The 18,089-nt window shown below is 71.4% G+C and carries 16 protein-coding genes; 5 read left to right on the top strand and 11 right to left on the bottom strand.

Features of this window, described 5'->3' with window-relative positions; translation table 11 throughout:
* Nucleotides 1-4: 4 nt before the first annotated feature.
* The gene (nusA, locus tag AC3RJ7_RS11585) at nucleotides 5-1,003 is read right to left on the bottom strand and encodes a transcription termination factor NusA (protein WP_491455980.1); all 999 of its coding nucleotides are present in this window, start codon (nucleotides 1,001-1,003) and stop codon (nucleotides 5-7) included.
* A gap of 156 nt (nucleotides 1,004-1,159) precedes the next feature.
* Here nusA and AC3RJ7_RS11580 point away from each other — a divergent pair, with 156 nt between their 5' ends.
* Both AC3RJ7_RS11580 and AC3RJ7_RS11575 read left to right on the top strand, forming a co-directional pair.
* Complete coding sequence (locus AC3RJ7_RS11580; RefSeq protein WP_491455979.1) at nucleotides 1,160-1,747, top strand: TetR/AcrR family transcriptional regulator; 588 nt, start codon at nucleotides 1,160-1,162, stop codon at nucleotides 1,745-1,747.
* Nucleotides 1,748-1,774: 27 nt separating this feature from the next.
* Nucleotides 1,775-2,902 (top strand): glycosyltransferase, encoded by a 1,128-nt coding sequence (locus AC3RJ7_RS11575; protein ID WP_491455978.1) that lies wholly within the window; start codon nucleotides 1,775-1,777, stop codon nucleotides 2,900-2,902.
* A 9-nt stretch (nucleotides 2,903-2,911) separates the two neighbouring features.
* Here AC3RJ7_RS11575 and AC3RJ7_RS11570 read toward each other — a convergent pair whose 3' ends face one another.
* Together AC3RJ7_RS11570 and AC3RJ7_RS11565 are read right to left on the bottom strand one after the other, a co-directional pair.
* The gene (locus AC3RJ7_RS11570; protein WP_491456171.1) at nucleotides 2,912-3,988 is read right to left on the bottom strand and encodes an LOG family protein; all 1,077 of its coding nucleotides are present in this window, start codon (nucleotides 3,986-3,988) and stop codon (nucleotides 2,912-2,914) included.
* A gap of 134 nt (nucleotides 3,989-4,122) precedes the next feature.
* Nucleotides 4,123-6,177, bottom strand: a complete 2,055-nt coding sequence (locus AC3RJ7_RS11565; RefSeq protein WP_491456170.1) for a PhoX family protein — start codon at nucleotides 6,175-6,177, stop codon at nucleotides 4,123-4,125.
* A 280-nt stretch (nucleotides 6,178-6,457) separates the two neighbouring features.
* Here AC3RJ7_RS11565 and AC3RJ7_RS11560 point away from each other — a divergent pair, with 280 nt between their 5' ends.
* Nucleotides 6,458-7,450 (top strand): potassium channel family protein, encoded by a 993-nt coding sequence (locus tag AC3RJ7_RS11560; protein WP_491455977.1) that lies wholly within the window; start codon nucleotides 6,458-6,460, stop codon nucleotides 7,448-7,450.
* Nucleotides 7,451-7,646: 196 nt separating this feature from the next.
* Here the strand turns inward: AC3RJ7_RS11560 and AC3RJ7_RS11555 are convergent, their stop codons facing one another.
* The 3 genes from AC3RJ7_RS11555 to AC3RJ7_RS11545 all read right to left on the bottom strand — a co-directional run bounded on the left by AC3RJ7_RS11555 (nucleotide 7,647) and on the right by AC3RJ7_RS11545 (nucleotide 11,311).
* Nucleotides 7,647-8,567 carry a hypothetical protein gene (locus tag AC3RJ7_RS11555; protein WP_491455976.1) on the bottom strand — a complete coding sequence of 307 codons (921 nt, stop codon included), beginning with the start codon at nucleotides 8,565-8,567 and terminating at the stop codon, nucleotides 7,647-7,649.
* A gap of 226 nt (nucleotides 8,568-8,793) precedes the next feature.
* Nucleotides 8,794-10,554 (bottom strand): proline--tRNA ligase, encoded by a 1,761-nt coding sequence (locus AC3RJ7_RS11550; RefSeq protein ID WP_491455975.1) that lies wholly within the window; start codon nucleotides 10,552-10,554, stop codon nucleotides 8,794-8,796.
* Between the two features lie 46 nt (nucleotides 10,555-10,600).
* Nucleotides 10,601-11,311 carry a lytic polysaccharide monooxygenase gene (locus AC3RJ7_RS11545; RefSeq protein ID WP_491455974.1) on the bottom strand — a complete coding sequence of 237 codons (711 nt, stop codon included), beginning with the start codon at nucleotides 11,309-11,311 and terminating at the stop codon, nucleotides 10,601-10,603.
* Nucleotides 11,312-11,479: 168 nt separating this feature from the next.
* Here AC3RJ7_RS11545 and AC3RJ7_RS11540 point away from each other — a divergent pair, with 168 nt between their 5' ends.
* Nucleotides 11,480-12,487 (top strand): phosphotransferase family protein, encoded by a 1,008-nt coding sequence (locus tag AC3RJ7_RS11540; protein WP_491455973.1) that lies wholly within the window; start codon nucleotides 11,480-11,482, stop codon nucleotides 12,485-12,487.
* Between the two features lie 9 nt (nucleotides 12,488-12,496).
* Nucleotides 12,497-13,918 (top strand): RNB domain-containing ribonuclease, encoded by a 1,422-nt coding sequence (locus AC3RJ7_RS11535; RefSeq protein WP_491455972.1) that lies wholly within the window; start codon nucleotides 12,497-12,499, stop codon nucleotides 13,916-13,918.
* 41 nt (nucleotides 13,919-13,959) lie between these two features.
* On the opposite strand, the gene AC3RJ7_RS11530 is transcribed toward AC3RJ7_RS11535, so the two are convergent.
* The 5 genes from AC3RJ7_RS11530 to AC3RJ7_RS11510 all read right to left on the bottom strand — a co-directional run bounded on the left by AC3RJ7_RS11530 (nucleotide 13,960) and on the right by AC3RJ7_RS11510 (nucleotide 18,087).
* The gene (locus AC3RJ7_RS11530) at nucleotides 13,960-14,157 is read right to left on the bottom strand and encodes a hypothetical protein (RefSeq protein ID WP_491455971.1); all 198 of its coding nucleotides are present in this window, start codon (nucleotides 14,155-14,157) and stop codon (nucleotides 13,960-13,962) included.
* A 76-nt stretch (nucleotides 14,158-14,233) separates the two neighbouring features.
* Nucleotides 14,234-15,364: a flavodoxin-dependent (E)-4-hydroxy-3-methylbut-2-enyl-diphosphate synthase gene (ispG, locus tag AC3RJ7_RS11525; RefSeq protein ID WP_491455970.1), complete on the bottom strand. Its 1,131-nt coding sequence runs from the start codon at nucleotides 15,362-15,364 to the stop codon at nucleotides 14,234-14,236.
* 91 nt (nucleotides 15,365-15,455) lie between these two features.
* Nucleotides 15,456-16,052 (bottom strand): hypothetical protein, encoded by a 597-nt coding sequence (locus tag AC3RJ7_RS11520; protein ID WP_491455969.1) that lies wholly within the window; start codon nucleotides 16,050-16,052, stop codon nucleotides 15,456-15,458.
* Nucleotides 16,053-16,186: 134 nt separating this feature from the next.
* The gene (locus tag AC3RJ7_RS11515) at nucleotides 16,187-16,897 is read right to left on the bottom strand and encodes a hypothetical protein (protein ID WP_491455968.1); all 711 of its coding nucleotides are present in this window, start codon (nucleotides 16,895-16,897) and stop codon (nucleotides 16,187-16,189) included.
* A 134-nt stretch (nucleotides 16,898-17,031) separates the two neighbouring features.
* Nucleotides 17,032-18,087, bottom strand: coding sequence for an alpha/beta fold hydrolase (locus tag AC3RJ7_RS11510; RefSeq protein WP_491455967.1), 1,056 nt, complete (start codon nucleotides 18,085-18,087; stop codon nucleotides 17,032-17,034).
* Nucleotides 18,088-18,089 lie beyond the last annotated feature (2 nt).

The raw sequence follows: 18,089 nt of genomic DNA, 5'->3' as shown, positions 1-18,089 counted from the left end.
CCGCTTAGCCCTGCTCGAGGATCGAGTCGGGCTGGATGTCGATCTTCGCCCCCGTGAGCTTCGCGGCGAGGCGGGCGTTCTGACCCTCCTTGCCGATCGCGAGCGAGAGCTGGTAGTCGGGCACGAGCGCGCGCACCGCACGCGTCTGCTCGTCGATCACGTAGGCGCTCGTCACCTTCGCGGGCGACAGGGCCGAGGCGACGAACGTGGCGAGGTCGTCGGACCAGTCGACGATGTCGATCTTCTCGGCGCCGAGCTCGGCGGTGACGGCGCGCACGCGCTGCCCGAGCTCGCCGATGGCGGCGCCCTTCGCGTTGACCCCGGGCTGGTTGGCCCGCACCGCGATCTTCGTGCGGTGCCCCGCCTCACGGGCGAGCGACACGATCTCCACGACGCCGGACGCGATCTCGGGCACCTCGAGGGCGAAGAGCTTGCGCACGAGCGCCGGGTGCGTGCGCGACACCGTGATCGACGGCCCCTTCGCGCCCTTCGCGACGCTCGTCACGTACACGCGGATGCGCTGGCCGTGCGGGTACTCCTCGCCGGGGACCTGCTCCTCCGGAGGCAGGATCGCCTCCACCGTGCCCAGGTCGATGTGCACCATCTTCGGGTTCGGACCCTGCTGGATGATGCCCGCGACGATGTCGCCCTCGCGTCCGCGGAACTCGCCGAGCACGGCGTCGTCGGCGATGTCGCGCAGGCGCTGCATGATGACCTGCTTCGCGGCGAACGCCGCGATGCGGCCGAAGTCGCTCGGCGTGTCATCGGCCTCGCCGATGACGTCGCCCGACTCGTCGAGCTCGGGGACGTAGATCGTCACGTGGCCCGTCTTGCGGTCGAGCTCGGCGCGAGCCCCCTTCGGGTTGGCGTGCCCGTGCTGGTTCGGGTTCTGGTGCTTGAGGTAGGCCATCAGGATCGCCTGCTCGATGATCTGCACCAGTTCGTCGAACGGGATCTCCTTCTCGCGCTCCACCATGCGAAGCATGCTGAGGTCGATATCCATCGCCGGCCTCCTCTATTCAGCTCTCGGCCGCTTCCCCTCGGAGCGGACATTCAAGCGTATCGGATGCCGCGACCGAACATCACCCGCGGACCGCCCAGAATTTCACGTTAATGCTCATTGACATGGAACAGCATATCGGCGTTAATAGGGATTGAAATGAAAACGAAGCGCAGCTACACCATGCGAGCCCGCGCCGAGCAGGCCGAGCAGACGCGCCGTCGCATCCTCGAGGCGACGATCGCCCTCGCCTTCGAGGTGCCGCTCGCGATGTGCACGCTGCCCGCGGTCGCCGAGCGGTCCGGGGTGTCGGTGCAGACGATCCTCCGGGTCTTCGGGTCCCGCGACGGGCTCTTCGAAGCGGCGATCGAGCACGGCCGGGCCGAGATCCTCGCCGAACGCCCCGCCGACCCCGACGACATCGCCCGGTCGATCGACCTGCTCGTCGACCACTACGAGCGCCGCGGCGACGGAACCCTGCTGCTGCTCGGGCAGGAGGCCTGGGAGCCGCTTGCGCTCAGGGTGACGACCGGCGGCCGTGCGGCGCACCGTGCGTGGGTCGAGCGCACCTTCGCCCGCCCGCTCGAGCGCCGCCCCCAGGGCGCGCGCGACGAGGTCGTCGACCTCCTCGTCGCCGCGACCGACCTCTACACCTGGAAGCTCTGGCGCCGCGACCGCGGATTGTCCCGCGGCCACGTGCGCGACCGCATGCTGCGCCTGATCGGCGCGATCGTCGATCAGCGCTGATTCCCGAGTTCGAACCGAGGAGTCGTCATGGGCACCTTCGCCATCGTCACCGTCTCGGGCGGCGGCAACCTGCCGCCGATCCTCGCAATCGCCGCCGAGCTCCGTCGACGCGGCCACGCCGTCCACGTCCTCGCCGACGAGTCGCTGCGCGAGCGCTTCGTCGCCGCCGGCCACGGTTTCGTCGCGCTCGACTGTCTGCGCGGCTGGAGCACGGCTGAGCGGCGCAGCGTGCCGCGCTCCATCGCCGTCTTCGTCGGGCTCGCCTCCGACGGGCGCCTCGAGCGCGAAGTCGCCGAGCGGCTCAGCGAGCTCGACGTCGACGCCGCCCTCGTCGACTGCCTGATGGCCGGGTCCGGTCGCGCGTCGAGGCACGTCGGCGTGCCGGTCGCGGTGCTGTTCCACACCCTGCACGCCTTCTGGCGTCGCAGCTATGTGCGCGGGCCGGTGGGCGTGATATCAGGGCTGCGGGGCGTCGATCCGCGGCGGCAGTGGGCCGCAGCCTCGGCCCGGATCGTGACGAGCGACCCGCTGCTCGATCCCGACGCGCGTCGCCCGGGGGCGACCGACGCGATCGACTGGGTGGGCCCGGTCGAGCGCGGCCGGCCGGCCGAACCCGACCCGGTACGACCGCCGCTCGTCGTCGTGAGCCTCAGCACGACCTGGCTGCCGGGGCAGACCGACGCGTACCAGCGCATCGCGACGGCACTCGGTGCGCTTCCGGTGAAGGGGCTCATCACGCTCGGCGGGCTCGCCCCCGACCGGCCGCTCCGGCTCCCGCCGAACGTCGAGCTCGTCGACCGCGCCGATCATGACGACGTACTCGCCCGGGCGTCGCTGCTCGTCGGCCACGGCGGGCACTCGACGACCTTCCGCGCGCTCGCGCACGGTGTGCCGGTCATCGTGATCCCGATGCATCCGCTGCTCGACCAGCCGATGGTGGGCGCGGCGGTCGAATCGGCCGGCGCGGGCCTGCGCCTTCCGAGACGCGCGCCCGCAGCCCGCATCGCCGACGCCGTGACCCGCGTGCTCGCCGACGGCGGCATGCCGGCGACCGCAATGGGTATCGGCGCACGCATCAGGGCGCACGACGCCGGCTCGGAGGCCGCGGACGTGCTCGAGCGGATCGGGGTCGCACGCGCCTCAGGAGCGAACTGAACGGGCCGGTCACTCCCCCGGCACCGACGGCGGGGTCGCGGTGGCGGGCGCCGAAGGCAGGTCGTTGATCGCCCGGATCAGGCGGTGCAGCTCGCCGACCCGATGCAGGTCGAGCTCGAGCACGAGTCGCGGCTTGTCGAGTGCGTCGCGGTCGGCGACCTCGGGTCCGAGCGGCTCGGTGCGCTCGATGCGCCCCGCCGCGAGCAGGTGCCCGAACCGCTCGTCGAGCTCGGCGACCTCGGCATCGCTCGGCTCGGCGTTCAGCCGAAGCACGAGACGGTCGCCCACCCACCGCAGCGAGTCGTAGTTGCGCCAGAATCCGGTGATCTCGGCGACCGCCTGATCGACCGAGTCGGTGATGAGCACCCGGTCGAGATCGCCCGGCGACACCATCCCCAGTGGCGCGAGCTCGGTCTCCACGTACCGGCGGAGGCTCGTCCAGTACGTGCCGCCCGCCGCGTCGAGCAGCACGATCGGCATCGGCTCCGCCTTGCCGGTCTGCTGGAGCGTGAGCAGCTCGAACGTCTCGTCGAGCGTGCCGAACCCGCCGGGCAGGCAGACGAAGCCGCGGGACTCCTTCATGAGCATGAGCTTGCGCGTGAAGAAGTACTTCATCGTCACGAGCCGCTCGTCGACCGCGATCGCCGCGCTCGGCTTCTCCTCGAAGGGCAGCCGGATCGACACGCCGATCGCGAGCGCGGGCCCGGCCCCCTCGGCCGCGGCCTGCATGATGCCCGGCCCGGCCCCCGTGACGACCATCCATCCGTCGCCGGCGAGCGCGGCCGCGACGCCCTGCGCGTGTCGGTAGAGCGGGTCGTCGGCGGCGATTCGCGCCGATCCGAACACCGTGACCTTCGGCACGGCCGAGTAGGGCGCGAACAGCCGGAACGCCTGCCGCATCTCCTCGAGGGCGGCCGCGGTGATCTTCAGGTCGAGCCGGTCGGTCCCGTCGAGGCCGAGTCGCGCCCCGGACGCGAGGATCCGCTCGACGAGCGCGCGATTGCGCCCCGCGCCGATCTCGGCGACGAGCGCCGAGACCGCCTCGCCGACGGAAGCTGGCAGGGCGGCGGACGACGGCGCGGCGATCTCACTCACGAGGCCAGCCTGCCATGCTCGCACGACCTCCGGCCCGAGACATCCCGGATGCGACCCCCGATCGGCCGGATGCCGCGTGGCCCCCCTGACCACGCGGCATCCCCCTCATGACGCAGCGAACCCCCTCAGCCGCGCCACACCTGGATCACCGACGGGCGCGGCGCCGCGACCAGGCCCGTGTCAGGGCGGTGCGTCGGCACGTAATCGGGGAAGTACGAGTGCGGTTCGGCGACCGTGCCCTCCTCGCCCGGGTGCTGGACGGCGACGAACACCATGCCCTCGCGGTCGTGGATGACCGGCCCGCAGGTCTCGGCGTCGCGCGGCACCGAGAGGAACTGCTCCACGCGTCCGCGCTCCTCCCCCTCGAGCCCGACCTTGAACAGGCCGTCGTTGTAGCCGATCTTGCTCGGCGCGCCGTCGGTCGAGATCCAGAGGTTGCCCACCGAGTCGAACGCGACGTTGTCGGGGCACGAGATCGGCGACACGAGGTCGGCGGGGAAGCCCGAGAAGTACGGCAGCTCGCCCTCGATGGACGGGTCGCCGCAGAGCAGCAGGATCGTCCAGCCGAACGCGGTGCCCGACTGCCCGGCCGTCTCGGTGAGCTCGATCACGTGTCCGTGCCGGTTGCCCGTCACCGAACCGGTCGCCGAGAGCAGCGAGACCGGGTTGGCCTCGTCGACCTGCGCGCGGGTGCGACCGGAGTTGTTCGTGAGCGCGGCGTAGACCTTGCCCGTGTGCGGGTTCGGCTGCACGTCCTCGGGGCGGTCCATCTTCGTGGCGCCGACTGCGTCGGCGGCGAGCCGAGTGTAGACGAGCACCTCCTCGGTCGACATGCCGGGGATAACGCTCTCGCCGTCCTGCGTGAGCGGAATCCAGACGCCGGTCCCGTCGAACGCGCCGTCGCTCGGCAGCGCGCCGGTTCCGGTGATCTCGGCCGCGGGCGAGTCGCCGGTGAACTTCGCGACGTAGAGGTCGCCCTCCTCGAGGAGCGTCATGTTGCGACGACGTGCCGCCTTGGAGCCCGACGCGTCGAACACGCCCTTCGACACGAACTTGTACATGTAGTCGTTCGCCTGGTCGTCACCCATGTAGGCGACCGCGCGGCCGTCCTCGCCGATGATGACGTTGGCGCCCTCGTGCTTGAACCGCCCCATCGCCGTGTGCTTGCGGGGGGTCGACGTCGGGTCCTCGGGGTCGATCTCGACGATCCAGCCGAACCGATTCGGCTCGTTGACGAAGCCCGGGTCCTTCGCGTTGAAGCGCGGGTCGATGCGCTCGAACGTGTAGGTCGACTTCGTGCTCGGCGTGGCGCGGTAGCGCTTCTGCCCCGCGGTGTCGGCGGCCCACACGAAGTAGCCGTCGAAGTTCTCCTCGCCGGAGAGCACGGTGCCCCACGGCGTCGTGCCGCCCGCGCAGTTGCCGAGCGTGCCCTTGACCCAGCGACCCTCGGGGTCCTCCGCGGTCCGCAGGAGGGCGCTGCCCGCCGCGGGACCCGTGACCTCGAACACCGTGTCCGCGGTGATGCGCCGGTTGCGGCGGCCGTCGACGAGGTAGCGCCACGGCTGCCCGAGCTTCGAGCGGCGCAGCTCGACCACCGAGAAGCCGTGCGCGGCCTTCGCGATCGCGGCCCGTCGGTCGAGCTCGGCGGGGTCGGTCGACGGCGCGAACATGATGCCGGGGTTGACGTACTCGTGGTTGTTGACGAGCACGGCCGTGCGGCCGCTGCGGTCCTGGAGGATGTCGAGGTAGTCGCAGTTGTAGCCGAACTGGCCGGCCTGCGCCTCGGGGGTCTGGTGCTCGAAGTCGAGGGCCGGCACGCTCGAGAAGAGGGGGTCGCCCCAGCGGATGATCGGCTGCCACGTGTAGCCCGCGGGCACCGTGACGTCGTCGACGAGCATGGGCACCGGGTCGATCGCGTCGAACGGGAGGCCGCCGGCCGCTCCGGACGCACCGCCGCCGGGTGCAGCGAACGCCGAGCCGCCCGGGGTCGCCGCGGCGAGCGCGATGCCGACGGCGCCGGCGGCCCCGAAGCCGAGCAGCGCCCGCCGCGTCAGTGCGGCCGAGGCGATGTCGCGGAAGTGGGCGTTGGCCGTCGTGTTGCACTCGGGTCCGAGGCAGGCGTTCGCGCACTTGAAGTGGCAGGTCACGGCCGAGCGCTTGCCGCGCACGTGATCGGCCATCGGGAGCAGTTGGATGTCGGTGATCGTCACGGATCGTTTCCTCACGCCGTCGGTCAGGGGGTCGACTGCAGGTTGCTCGCCGAAACCGACGTCGGGCGGGATGCCGGGTGACCTGTGCGTGAACGACGACCGAACGATCGGGGTCCGGACGACCGGGTCCGACGCGACCGCCTTCGAGGGCCGCCTTGCGGGCGGAGCCCGCCGGCATCCTGCAGAATCGGAATCGCCCAGGATCGAGAGCGCGGCCGCAGGACCGGCCGCCACAGCCGGAGGACCCCACATGGCCAGGTCATCACGCGCGAAGCGGCGCATCGCACGTCAGCGCAGCGAGCTGAAGAACACCGCGTACGAGATCTTCATCGGCATCCTGTCGGTGCTCTCGATCCTGAATCTCGTGCTCGTGTACGTGATGCGCGACGACCGGGCGCTGCAGGTCGTGCTGTCGGCGATGAACGGATTGTTCAGCCTGATCTTCCTCGGCGACTTCATCTACCGGATCACGACCGCTCCGTCGGCATCGCGCTACTTCTTCCGCGGGTTCGGCTGGGCCGACCTGCTCGCGAGCCTGCCGTTCCCGCAGCTCAAGGTCCTGCGCATCTTCCGGCTGCTCCGCGTCTTCAGGCTCCTGCGCGAGGTCGGGCCGCGCAAGATCTGGAACACGCTCATCCACGATCGGGCGAACAGCACGCTGATGACCCTGCTGCTGCTCGGCGTGCTCGTACTGCAGTTCGGCAGCATCACGATCCTCGCGGTCGAGGAGGACGCCGAGGGCGCCAACATCACGACCGCCTCCGACGCTCTCTGGTACACGATCGTGACGATCTCGACGGTCGGCTACGGCGACCAGTTCCCCGTCACGAACCTCGGGCGCCTGATCGGTGCGATGATCATCGTCGTCGGCGTCGGCATCTTCGGCACGTTCACCGGTTATCTCGCGAACCTCTTCCTCGGGCCGCAGAAGCAGTCGGGAGATGACGCGGCCGTCGACGCCGAGGTGGAGGCCGACGTCGCGGCGGCCCCTGCGGCCGATGAGGCGGCGACCGGGTCGGTCGGCGATGCCGCGTCGGCCGGTGTCGCGGCAGGCGCCGTCGCGGGTGCGGTCGACGCCGGCGCCGGCGCGAGCGGCGCGGCGGCAGGAGCGGCTGCTGCATCGTCCGGCCCCTCGGCCTCGCCGGCTGAACTCAGCGCCCGCCTCGAGTCGCTGATCGCCCAGTCGGAGGCCACGGCGTCCGAACTGCGCCGTCTCCTCGCCGACGCCTCCCCCGAAAGCTGACCCGCAGATCGAACGGGCAATCGTTGCCCGTCCACCGCACGCCAGTGGACGACCATTGCCCGTTCGATGCGGCGAACTGGGGGTCCCGGAATCGAATGGGCAATGGTGGTCCTGGGACTCCCGTTTCATGGGCGATCATTGACCGTTCGATCCGAGACGAGGGACTCGCCCTGCCCTGAGCGGCGGAGTCGGATGATCAGCGCGCGGATCGCGCCTGGATCACCCTGCGCAGGTCGGCGAGCAGGCCCGCGGGATTCCGGAGATCATCGATCGTCACTCTGAGCACGATCCAACCGAGACTTTCGAGCGCTCGGCGGCGCGCGATGTCATCGCGCCAGCGCCGATCGTCGATGCGGTGCTCCTCCCCCTCGTACTCGATGGCGATGCGCAGCTCGGGATAGGCCAGATCAGGATGCAGGACGACGCCGCCGGCGGTGACGACCGGATGGGCGATCACCGGCTCACGGAACCCCGCACGCACGATGAGCAGCCGGGTGTGGGTCTCCCGCCGCGAGTCGACACCCGTGCGTACGGAGCGGATCGCCTCATCGAGTTTCGTGGTCCCCCGCGCCGGACGATGGCGGTCGATCGCGGCGGCGAGTTCGTCGATGCCGCACAGCGGTTCGGTCCGATAGCCCGGTCCGACTCGCTTCCCGGAGACGAAGGCGTCGCCCGCCGCGATGAGGTCCTCGAGCGAGAGCATCGTCGCGAGTTGACACCAGGTATCAGCCGGCGACGCTAGCGGCAGCAGTCCGCGTCGGACGGTCAGCATCCGTTTGATCCGGTGCCCGACGACGCCTCGTGCCCGCGGGCGCGACTCATCCCCTGAGGCGACGTGCACCTCGATTTCACGCTCGAGCTCGGTAGGGAGAGGGATATCGAAGAGTCGGGCCGCCGTCGAGTGGCTGAACGCCTCCTGCGGTCGGAGTTTCGGCAGATACGCGCGGCAGCGCTCCTCGAGTTCGGAGAGGTCGATACCGACGGCACGCACCCCGTAGAACGGCCGGTCCAGATCGGCTGCGCGGAGTCGCTTCGCCCCGACCCCGCCCGCACCATTCGCCGTCACGAGAAACGCACGTCGCTCGAGGTGTGCGGGAAGCGCTTGGCGGCGAGGCATCCACCAACCCTGCAGTGTTGCCTGCGATGGCGCTCGAGGTTCTCCACAGCCTGTCCGCGACCAGCCCGATCGCCCGATCGAACGGGCAATGGTGGTCCGATCCGACCTCCGAATCGGGCAACCATTGCCCGTTCGATCGCGCGCTCAGGGCGCGCAGGCCGAACCGACATGTGGGCCCCGGGCCGCGATCGGCACGAGGCCGCGCCCCGCGCCCCGCGGCCCGGGCTCAGCCGAGCGCGGCGACCACGCCGTCGATCGGCACCTGGGTGCGCTCGCTGGTCGCGCGGTCCCAGACCTCGACGACGCCGTCGGCGACGCCGCGGCCCGCGATCACGATCGTCGGCACGCCGATGAGCTCGGCGTCGCCGAACTTCACGCCGGGCGACACCTTGGGCCGGTCGTCGTAGAGCACGTCGCGACCGGATGCCTCGAGGTCGGCCACGATGCGCTCGGCGGCGTCGAACGCCGCCTGGTCCTTGCCGGTCGCGACGACGTGCACGTCGAACGGGGCGACCGACGCCGGCCAGATGAGGCCCTTGTCGTCGTTGTGCAGCTCGGCGATGATCGCGAGGATGCGCGTGATGCCGATGCCGTACGAGCCCATCGTGACGGTCGCGAGCTTGCCGTTCTCGTCGAGCACCTTGAGCCCGAGCGCCTCGGCGTACTTGCGGCCCAGCTGGAAGACGTGGCCGATCTCCATGCCTCGGGCGAGCTCCACGGGGCCCGAGCCGTCGGGCGCGGGGTCGCCGGCGCGCACATCGGCGATGTCGATGACGCCGTCGGCCGTGAAGTCGCGGCCCGCGACGAGCGAGAGCACGTGCTGCTCATGCCGGTTGGCCCCGGTGACCCAGGCGGTGCCGTCGACGACGCGCGGGTCGACGAGGAAACGGATGCCGCTCGTCGACTCCTCGCCGAGCACGGCGCCCTCGGGCGACCAGGGGCCGATGTAGCCCTTCACGAGGGCGGGGTGCTTGGCGAAATCGGACTCGGTGGCCGCCTCGACCTCGGCCGGGGCGAACGCCACCTCGGCGCGCTTCAGCTCGACGTCGCGGTCGCCGGGCATGCCGACGACGACGAGTTCGCGGGTGCCGTCGAGGTGGGTGAGCGCGAGCACGACGCACTTCAACGTGTCGGCCGCGTGCCACGGCCGGTCGGCGCGGGGTTCGTGGTCGTTGACGTGGTCGACGAGGCTCAGGATGGTCGGCGTGTTCGGCGAGTCGAAGATGCGCGCCTCGGGCTGCCCGTCGATCGGCAGCGGCTCGGGCACGAGCGTCTCGAACGCTTCGACGTTCGCCGCGTAGCCGCCGGCCGAACGCACGAAGGTGTCTTCGCCGACGGGCGTCGGGTGCAGGAACTCCTCGCTCTTCGAGCCGCCCATCGCACCGGCGTCGGCCTTGACGATGACGTACTCGAGGCCGAGCCGGGTGAAGATGCGCTCGTAGGCGTCGCGCTGCGCCTGGTACGAGGCATCCAGCCCCTCGTCGGAGATGTCGAACGAGTACGCGTCCTTCATGGTGAACTCGCGGCCGCGCAGGAGGCCGGCACGGGGGCGCGCCTCGTCGCGGTACTTGTCCTGGATCTGGTAGATCGAGAGCGGCAGGTCCTTGTACGACGAGTACAGGTCTTTCACGAGCAGGGTGAAGACCTCTTCATGCGTCGGCGCGAGGAGCATGTCGGTCTCCTTGCGGTCCTGCAGGCGGAAGAGCGCGTCGCCGTACTCGGTCCACCGGCCGGTGACCTCGTAGGGCTCTCGGGGCAGGAGCGCCGGGAAGTGCACCTCATGGGCGCCGGCCGCCTCCATCTCCTCGCGGACGATGCGCTCGATCTTCGCCTTCACCCGGAGGCCCAGCGGCAGCCACGCGAAGATGCCCGGCGCCTGGCGCCGGATGTAGCCGGCGCGGACGAGCAGCTTGTGGCTCGTGACCTCGGCGTCGGCGGGGTCTTCGCGGAGCGTGCGGAGGAAGAAGTTCGAAAGGCGTGTGGGCACCCGACGATTCTACTGAGACGGCGCCGGGTGCCCGCACGTGCCGGGCTCAGGCCGGACAGGGCCCGAGATCGCGCCACGCGCCCCACTCGCCGCCCGAGGCCGGCACCTCGCCGCGGGTCCACCACTTCGCCGCCCAGGCCCGCCCGCCCGAACCCGCCTGCTGACCGGCCGTGTAGACGACGTCGGCCTGCCACGCCGGCGGGCAGCCGTCGGATCCGCCCGTGCCGCCACCCGACGACGGGCCGCCGACGTTGACGTCGATGCAGCTGTAGAAGGCGTTCACGGTATCGGCCACGTTCCATCGGGCGAGGATCGTGTGCTCGCCGGCGGGCAGACCGGTCAGGATGTGCTGCACGGTCGCGGCCGGCTGCGCGCCGAAGTCGTTCACGCGCTTCACGAGCACCCCGTCGACGAAGTACTCCCAGCTCTCGGTGGCGTGCCGCGCGGTCACGTGCCACTGGATCGTGACCGAGTCGTCGACGCCCTTGCGCGGCCACGGCTTCGTCGCGTCGTCGAGGATCGCGAACGCGGGGTTGCCGCCGCTGCAGCGGAGCGACCCTTTCGGCGCCTCGACGCTCTGCGGCTCGTACTCCACCTGGCCGCAGTCGAACGAGGTCAGCCCCTGCGCGCAGTAGTCCTGCCGGCTCGGCGGGTCGTCGACCCAGCCGTGGCCGCTCGCAGCGGTGACGGCGGCGAACGGCAGGGCCAGTCCGCCGACCAGGGCGATGACGAGGGCCAGACGACGCGGATGCTTCATGACGTGCTCCTTCGATCGGATGCCTCGGCGCGGACGCCCCGCGCCGGCGCACACGCTATGGGTCGGGGCGAGGGGCCGCATTCGCAATCCTGCGTAGCGGCCTGCGTAGGCGCACGTACCCGCCGGATGCCTCGGGCCGTCGCCCCGGGCATGCCCTATGGTGCTCGAATGGATGAGTCGAACACGCCGTTCTCCGTCGTGGTCTCCTCCGAGGCGTGGCGGGCCGACGCCGAGCGCTGGATCGCGGCGGCGCTCGCGGGCCGCGACGTCGCCGTGGTGGAGACCCGCCAGCCGCGGGTGCGTCCGTGGTCGACCCAGCTCGTCGTCGAGGCGGCCGGGCCCGACGGCACGCAGAAGTACTGGTTCAAGGCGAACTGCCGCTCGCAGTCGTTCGAGCCGGCGCTGCAGTCGCTGCTGTCGTCGATCGTCCCCGACGACGTCGACGCCCCGGTGGCCGCCGACCCCGACCGCGGCTGGATGCTGACGGCCGACCGCGGATCGACGCTCGCCGACCGGCACGCACCCGACCAGGAGGACTGGTCGCGCGTCATCGCCGAGTGGGCGCGCCTGCAGCTCACCGTCGCGGGTCGGTCGCGCGAGCTGCTCGACGCCGGTGTTCCCGACTGCGCGCCGACGACCGTGCCGGCCCGCTTCGCGGAGCTGCTCGAGCTCGTGCTCGGACTCCCGGCGAGCCATCCCTCGGCACCCGATGACGCGACGGCTGCGGCGCTCGCGGGAGCGGCCGATCGCGTGACACGTGCCGTGGAGACGCTCGAGGCGGGCGGGCTTCCCGCCACGCTCCAGCACGGCGACCTGCACCCGGGCAACGTGTTCGCCACCGGCGACGGCTCCGGGCTGCGGCTCTTCGACTTCGGCGACGCGCAGTGGGCGCACCCGATCGAGGCCGTGCTCGTGCCGTACGGCGTCATGGAGTACCGGGGCATCGACCCCGAGCCCGCCGTCGCGGGCTTCCGCGAGGCCTGGGCCGAGGTCGCCCGGTTCGACGACGCCGGGTGGGCGAAGCTCGTCGCCGCGGCCGAGACCTCCCAGGCGGTGAACCGCGCGTACACCTGGTGGGGATGCCTCGCCCAGGCCACCGACGACGAGACCCGGGAGTGGGGCGAGGCCGTGCTGCGCCACTTCTCGCGCGTGCTCGGGCGACCGGGCGACTCGTAGGCTGGGCGCATGCCCGCCCGCCGACCGCACCTCGCCCCGTCCGTCGCGCAGAGCGAGCTCGCGGCATCGCTCGCCGAACTGCGCGCGTCGATGGCCCTGCCCGACGGCTTCGCCCCCGACGTCCTGGCCGAGGCCGAGGCATCCCGGCCCACCGCACCCGGCCGCGACCTGCGCGACCTGCCGTTCGCGACGATCGATCCGGCGGGCTCGACCGACCTCGACCAGGCGATGCACCTCGCCCGCCGGGGCGCCGGCTACCTCGTGCACTACGCGATCGCCGACGTGCCCGGGTTCGTCCGCCCGGGCGGCACCGTCGACCGCGCCGCCCGTGACCGCGGCCAGACGCTCTACGCGCCCGACGGTCGCGTGCCGCTGCATCCGCCGGTGATCGGCGACGACCGCGCCTCGCTGCTGCCCGGCGCCGACCGCACCGCGTACGTCTGGCGCTTCGAGCTCGCCGCCGACGGCGGGCTCGAAGCGACCACGCTCGAGCGAGCGCTGGTCCGCTCACGGACGAGGCTCGACTACCCCGCCGCGCAGGCGCTCATCGACGACGGCGACGCCGAGTCGCCCGTCGCCCTCCTCGGCGAGATCGGCCGCGCCCGCATCGAGGAGGAGCGCCGCCGAGGCGGAGCGAGCCTCAACGCCCCCGACGAGGAGATCGTGCGCAGCGACGGCGGCTACGACCTCGAGCGCCGCATGCCGCTGCCCGTCGAGGACTGGAACGCGCAGCTCTCCCTGCTGACCGGCATGGCCGCCGCGTCGATCATGCTGGACGCGGGCGTCGGCATCCTGCGCACGATGCCGAGCCCCGACGACGAGCGCCTCGCGGCGTTCCGGCGGCAGACCGAGGCACTGGGGCGCCCGTGGCCGGTGGGCGAGTCGTACGGCGAGTACCTGCGTCGGCTCGATCGGGCCGACCCCGTGGCCCTCGCCGTGCTGCAGGCCGCTGGCGGCCTGTTCCGTGGAGCCGGCTACGCCGCCTTCGACGGCGCACCGCCCGCGGAGACGATGCAGGCGGCGCTCGCCGCACCGTACGCGCACGTGACCGCGCCCATCCGCCGACTCGTCGACCGGTGGGGTCTCGTCGTCTGCGAAGCGATCACCGCCGGCCTGGAGGTGCCCGAGTGGGCGCGAGCGTCGCTCGGCGAGCTCCCCGCGATCATGGCCGCGTCGGAACAGCTCGCGGGCCGGTTGAACGGCGCGGCGGTGGCCCGCGTGGAGGCGGCGCTGCTCAGCGACCGCGTCGGCGAGCGGTTCACGGCGACGGTGCTCGAGCTGCGCGGCGAGCGCGCGGTGTTCCAGCTCGACTCCCCCGCCGTGACGGCGAGCTGTCCGGCGCCCGAGGGCGCCGTGCCCGGCGGCACGATCGAGGTCGTGCTGGAGGTGGCCGACATCGGCGAGGGGACGACGCGTTTCGCCGCGGGCTGAGTCCACGCGCACCGCCGCAGCGCGCCCTGCGGCGACGGGTCTCAGGCGCCCTCGGCGTCCTCTTCGTCTTCGAGGGCGAAGTGTTCGAGGTCGCCCTCGGCTGTCGTCGCCACCTCGTCGTTCTCGTCGTCGTTCTCATCACCGACGTTCTCGTCGTCGATGCCTTCGTGAAGGGTGCCCATGCCGTCGGGATAGCCCGCCGTGTCGGGATATTCGAACCGGCTGTCGTCGCCACGCATCGCGGGTCTCCTCTCGCCGACGGATGCCGGCGAGGCATCCGTGTGCGCACACCCTACTCGCGCGCGGCGGACGCGGCTACGGCGTGACGACCGTGGGCGCGCCGACCGGGGCGTCGGTGCCCATCTCGTCGGCGATGCGCTGCGCCTCGGCGATGAGGGTCTCGACGATCTCGGCCTCTGGCACGGTCTTGATGACTTCGCCCTTGACGAAGATCTGACCCTTGCCGTTGCCGCTCGCGACGCCGAGATCGGCCTCGCGGGCCTCGCCCGGACCGTTCACGACGCAGCCCATGACCGCGACGCGCAGCGGCACGGTGACGTGCTTGAGCCCCTCGGTCACGTCGTTCGCGAGCGTGTAGACGTCGACCTGCGCGCGACCGCACGACGGGCACGAGACGATCTCGAGCTTGCGCTCGCGGAGGTTCAGCGACTGCAGGATCTGCAGGCCGACCTTGACCTCTTCGACGGGCGGTGCGCTCAGCGAGACGCGGATGGTGTCGCCGATGCCCTCGCCGAGGAGGATGCCGAACGCGGTCGCCGACTTGATCGTGCCCTGGAAGGCGGGACCCGCCTCGGTGACGCCGAGGTGCAGCGGCCAGTCGCCGCGCTCGGCGAGCATGCGGTACGCCTTCACCATGACGATCGGGTCGTTGTGCTTGACCGAGATCTTGAAGTCGTGGAAGTCGTGCTCCTCGAACAGCGACGCCTCCCATACGGCCGACTCGACGAGCGCCTCGGGCGTCGCCTTGCCGTACTTCTGCAGCAGCCGGGGGTCGAGCGAACCGGCGTTGACGCCGATGCGCAGCGAGACGCCGGCCTCCTTCGCCCGCCGGGCGATCTCGCCGACCTGGTCGTCGAACTTGCGGATGTTGCCGGGGTTCACGCGCACGGCCGCGCAGCCGGCGTCGATCGCGGCGTAGACGTAGTTCGGCTGGAAGTGGATGTCGGCGATGACCGGGATCTGGCTCTTCTTCGCGATGATCGGCAGCGCCTCGGCGTCGTCGCGGCTCGGCACGGCGACGCGCACGATGTCGCAGCCCGAGGCAGTGAGCTCGGCGATCTGCTGGAGGGTCGCGTTGATGTTCGTCGTGGGCGTCGTCGTCATCGACTGGACGCTCACCTGGGCGTTGCCGCCCACGAGCACCTTGCCCACCTTGATCTGGCGCGACTTGCGTCGAGGGGCCAGGACCTCAGGGACTTTGGGCATTCCGAGATTCACAGCAGGCACGAGTCGAGTCTACTTGCGAGCGAGCGGGGTGTCGGCTGCGAGGGGACGCCCCGTGAGGACGGATCCGCCGTCAGACGCAGCCGGTCTCCACGACGGGCGCATTCACCTCGGCGAGCACGGCCGCGTCGTCGCTGGGAATGAGGTCGACCACGAGGCGCTCCGTCTTCGGCGACCCGTCGTACCAGACCACCTCCAGCTCCTTCGACTCGGTGTACGCGTGGGCGCACTCCCCCGCGACCTGGAACGTCGGCACTGCTTCGACCTCGGACCAGGGCTCCCCGACGGTCCTGCCGTCGGCGGTCGCGAACTCGATGCCGTCCGAACTCTCGCCGGTGAACTCGACGACGAACGCGGGGGCGCGGGTCGGCACGAACCCATTCCGATGCGCCGCATCGCGATACTGCTGTTCGACCAGGGTGAACGCACCCCAGGTGTGCCTCGTGGCGGGGAGGGTCTCCTGGCTGCCGGGAACCTCTTCGAGAGTCGCCGCACTGCCGAATGCGGTCGTCAACGCGGTGACGACCGCTCCCGGATCATCGGCGTAGTAGTCGTAGGTCGCGAGGACGTCCCCGTCGCCGGATCGGAGGACGACCTCGTCGACCGTCACCGTGATCGCCGCGGTGGCGGCAAGCGGGTCGGCCGTCGGCGTCGGCGCCGCGCTGACCATCGAACTCGGGGGGCGAGTGGAGGACCCCGCGCCGGTCTCGACCGGCGCGCACCCGACCAACCCCGCCGCGATCAGCACGGTCCCCGCCAGCGCACCGGCCCGGCACCAGCCACGCCGAGCATCCCGTGTGCGCATCAGGCGCAGCCTTCGGCGATCGCGTAGGGTGCGCCGACCCAGATCACCACGGCGTCGTCGGCCGGCGGCGCGTTCCCGTCCCCGTGGTTGAGGGCGACCCCGTACTCCCGCTCGACCATGCCGCCCTGCCATTCGACGTACTCATCGATCGTGACGACGTCCACGCCAGAACCGACGCAGGTCCAGTCGTCGGGGTCGAGCGTCTCGGCGAGATCGGCGAACGCGTCGCCTGCGTGGATGCGCGATGGCGTGGTGAGCTCGACGCCGTCGTACTCCGCCGCGTCGAAGTAGACGGCGAATCGAGGCCAAGACATGCCGATCGACTCCGCCTCACGGCGCTCCTCGTCGTAGTGGCGCACCTCGATCTCGACATCGCCCCACGTGTGCGCGGTGGACGGCGGCGTGTGGTTCGACCCGGGCCGCTCCTCGGCGATCGACTCGGCGTCGAACACCGCTCCGATCGCGGCCAGCACGGACTCGGGGTCGTCGAGGTAGCCGTACTCCTCGACCAGCGTGCCGTCGGCTCCCTCGAGTCGCAGCGTCGTCCCGGTCGCAACCAGCGCGCTCACGTTCGCGAGGGGGTCGGCGGGCGTCGCCGAGGCGGTCGGCGACGCCGAGGTCGCCGTCGACGGCTCCGCCGACGGCGACGAGGGCGTCTCGGCGGTCGCCGTTGACGCGCAACCGGCCAGCAGCAGTGCCGTCACCAGCACACCTGTGATCGTCCCGACATGCCCCACCGACGTCATCGACTCTCCTATCGCTCGTGATCGCTGCGCCAAGTCTCGCGGGTCGCGGAGGATGGCTGGAAGCGTCACTCGACACGATTCGGTAACGCTCCTGCTTTTCACGCGATCAGTGTGACGAGCGCCTCGAGGAATTCCCCGGGCCGCTCGAGGTGCGGCGAGTGCCCGCACCCCTCGAGCTCGACCTCGGTCACCGCCCCGCCGCGTTCGGCGTACCTGGCGAGCACCGCTCGGGTCTGCGACACCATCGGCTGCGGCGGTGCGACGTCGTCGCCCGGCCAGCCGGGGATGACGCCGGCCTTGCCGAGCTGGTTGAGGTCGAAGAACGACGCGTCTCCGACGATCGCGTCGTCGGCGCCGTGGATCCACAGCACGGGCGGCTTCTCGGCCACGTCGGCGATGCCGGAGGTGTCGAACCACGTCGGGGCCATCGTGTTCAGCACGCCACGCCTGCCGGGCGCGAAGCCGGGCCAATTCGCCGACGCCGAGGCATCCCCGGGGTAGTTGTCGTCGCCCGTCGCGGTCGTGAGCATCGATTCGACCCAGTGCGCCTCGTGCTCGGAGGCGAAGCCGGGTGCGACGTAGCTCGACCGGTACACGGCAAGGGGCGAGGTCGGCGCCTCCTCGCTGCGGTCGCCCGCGGCGAGGCGTGCGACGAAGTCGGGGTTCGCTCCCCCGCCGCCGGTGCCCGCGCCGTCGTCGGCGAGCAGCGACCCGTCGAGCCGGGTGCCGCCGAAGCCGTACGGCGACACGGTCGACTGCAGCGTGAGGCTCGCGACGAGCTCGGGCCGGTCGATGAGGAGCTGCATCGCGACGCCGCCGCCCATGCTCCAGCCGACGAGGTGCACGGTGCCGAGGCCGAGCTCGTCGATGACCGAGGCGACGTCGTCGGAGAAGTCGCGCACCCCGCGGGTCGCGTCGACCGGCAGCGTCTCGCTGTCGCCGAAACCGCGCAGGTCGATCGCGAGCGCTCGCACCCATGCGGGCAGCGCGAGCATGACCGGCTGCCAGAACAGCGACGACGAGACGTTGCCGTGCACGAAGACGACGGTCGCGGATGCCTCGGCCGACGCCGCGGGCCGCTCGAACAGCCCGGCGCGCAGGCGCGACGTGGCCACCTGCCGGACCTCGATGCCCGGCAGGATCGTGTCGACCACGG

It is taken from the genome of Agromyces solani (genome assembly GCF_058349925.1).
Note: the sequence above shows the minus strand (reverse complement) of the source record. Positions and strands in the feature narration are given on the sequence as shown.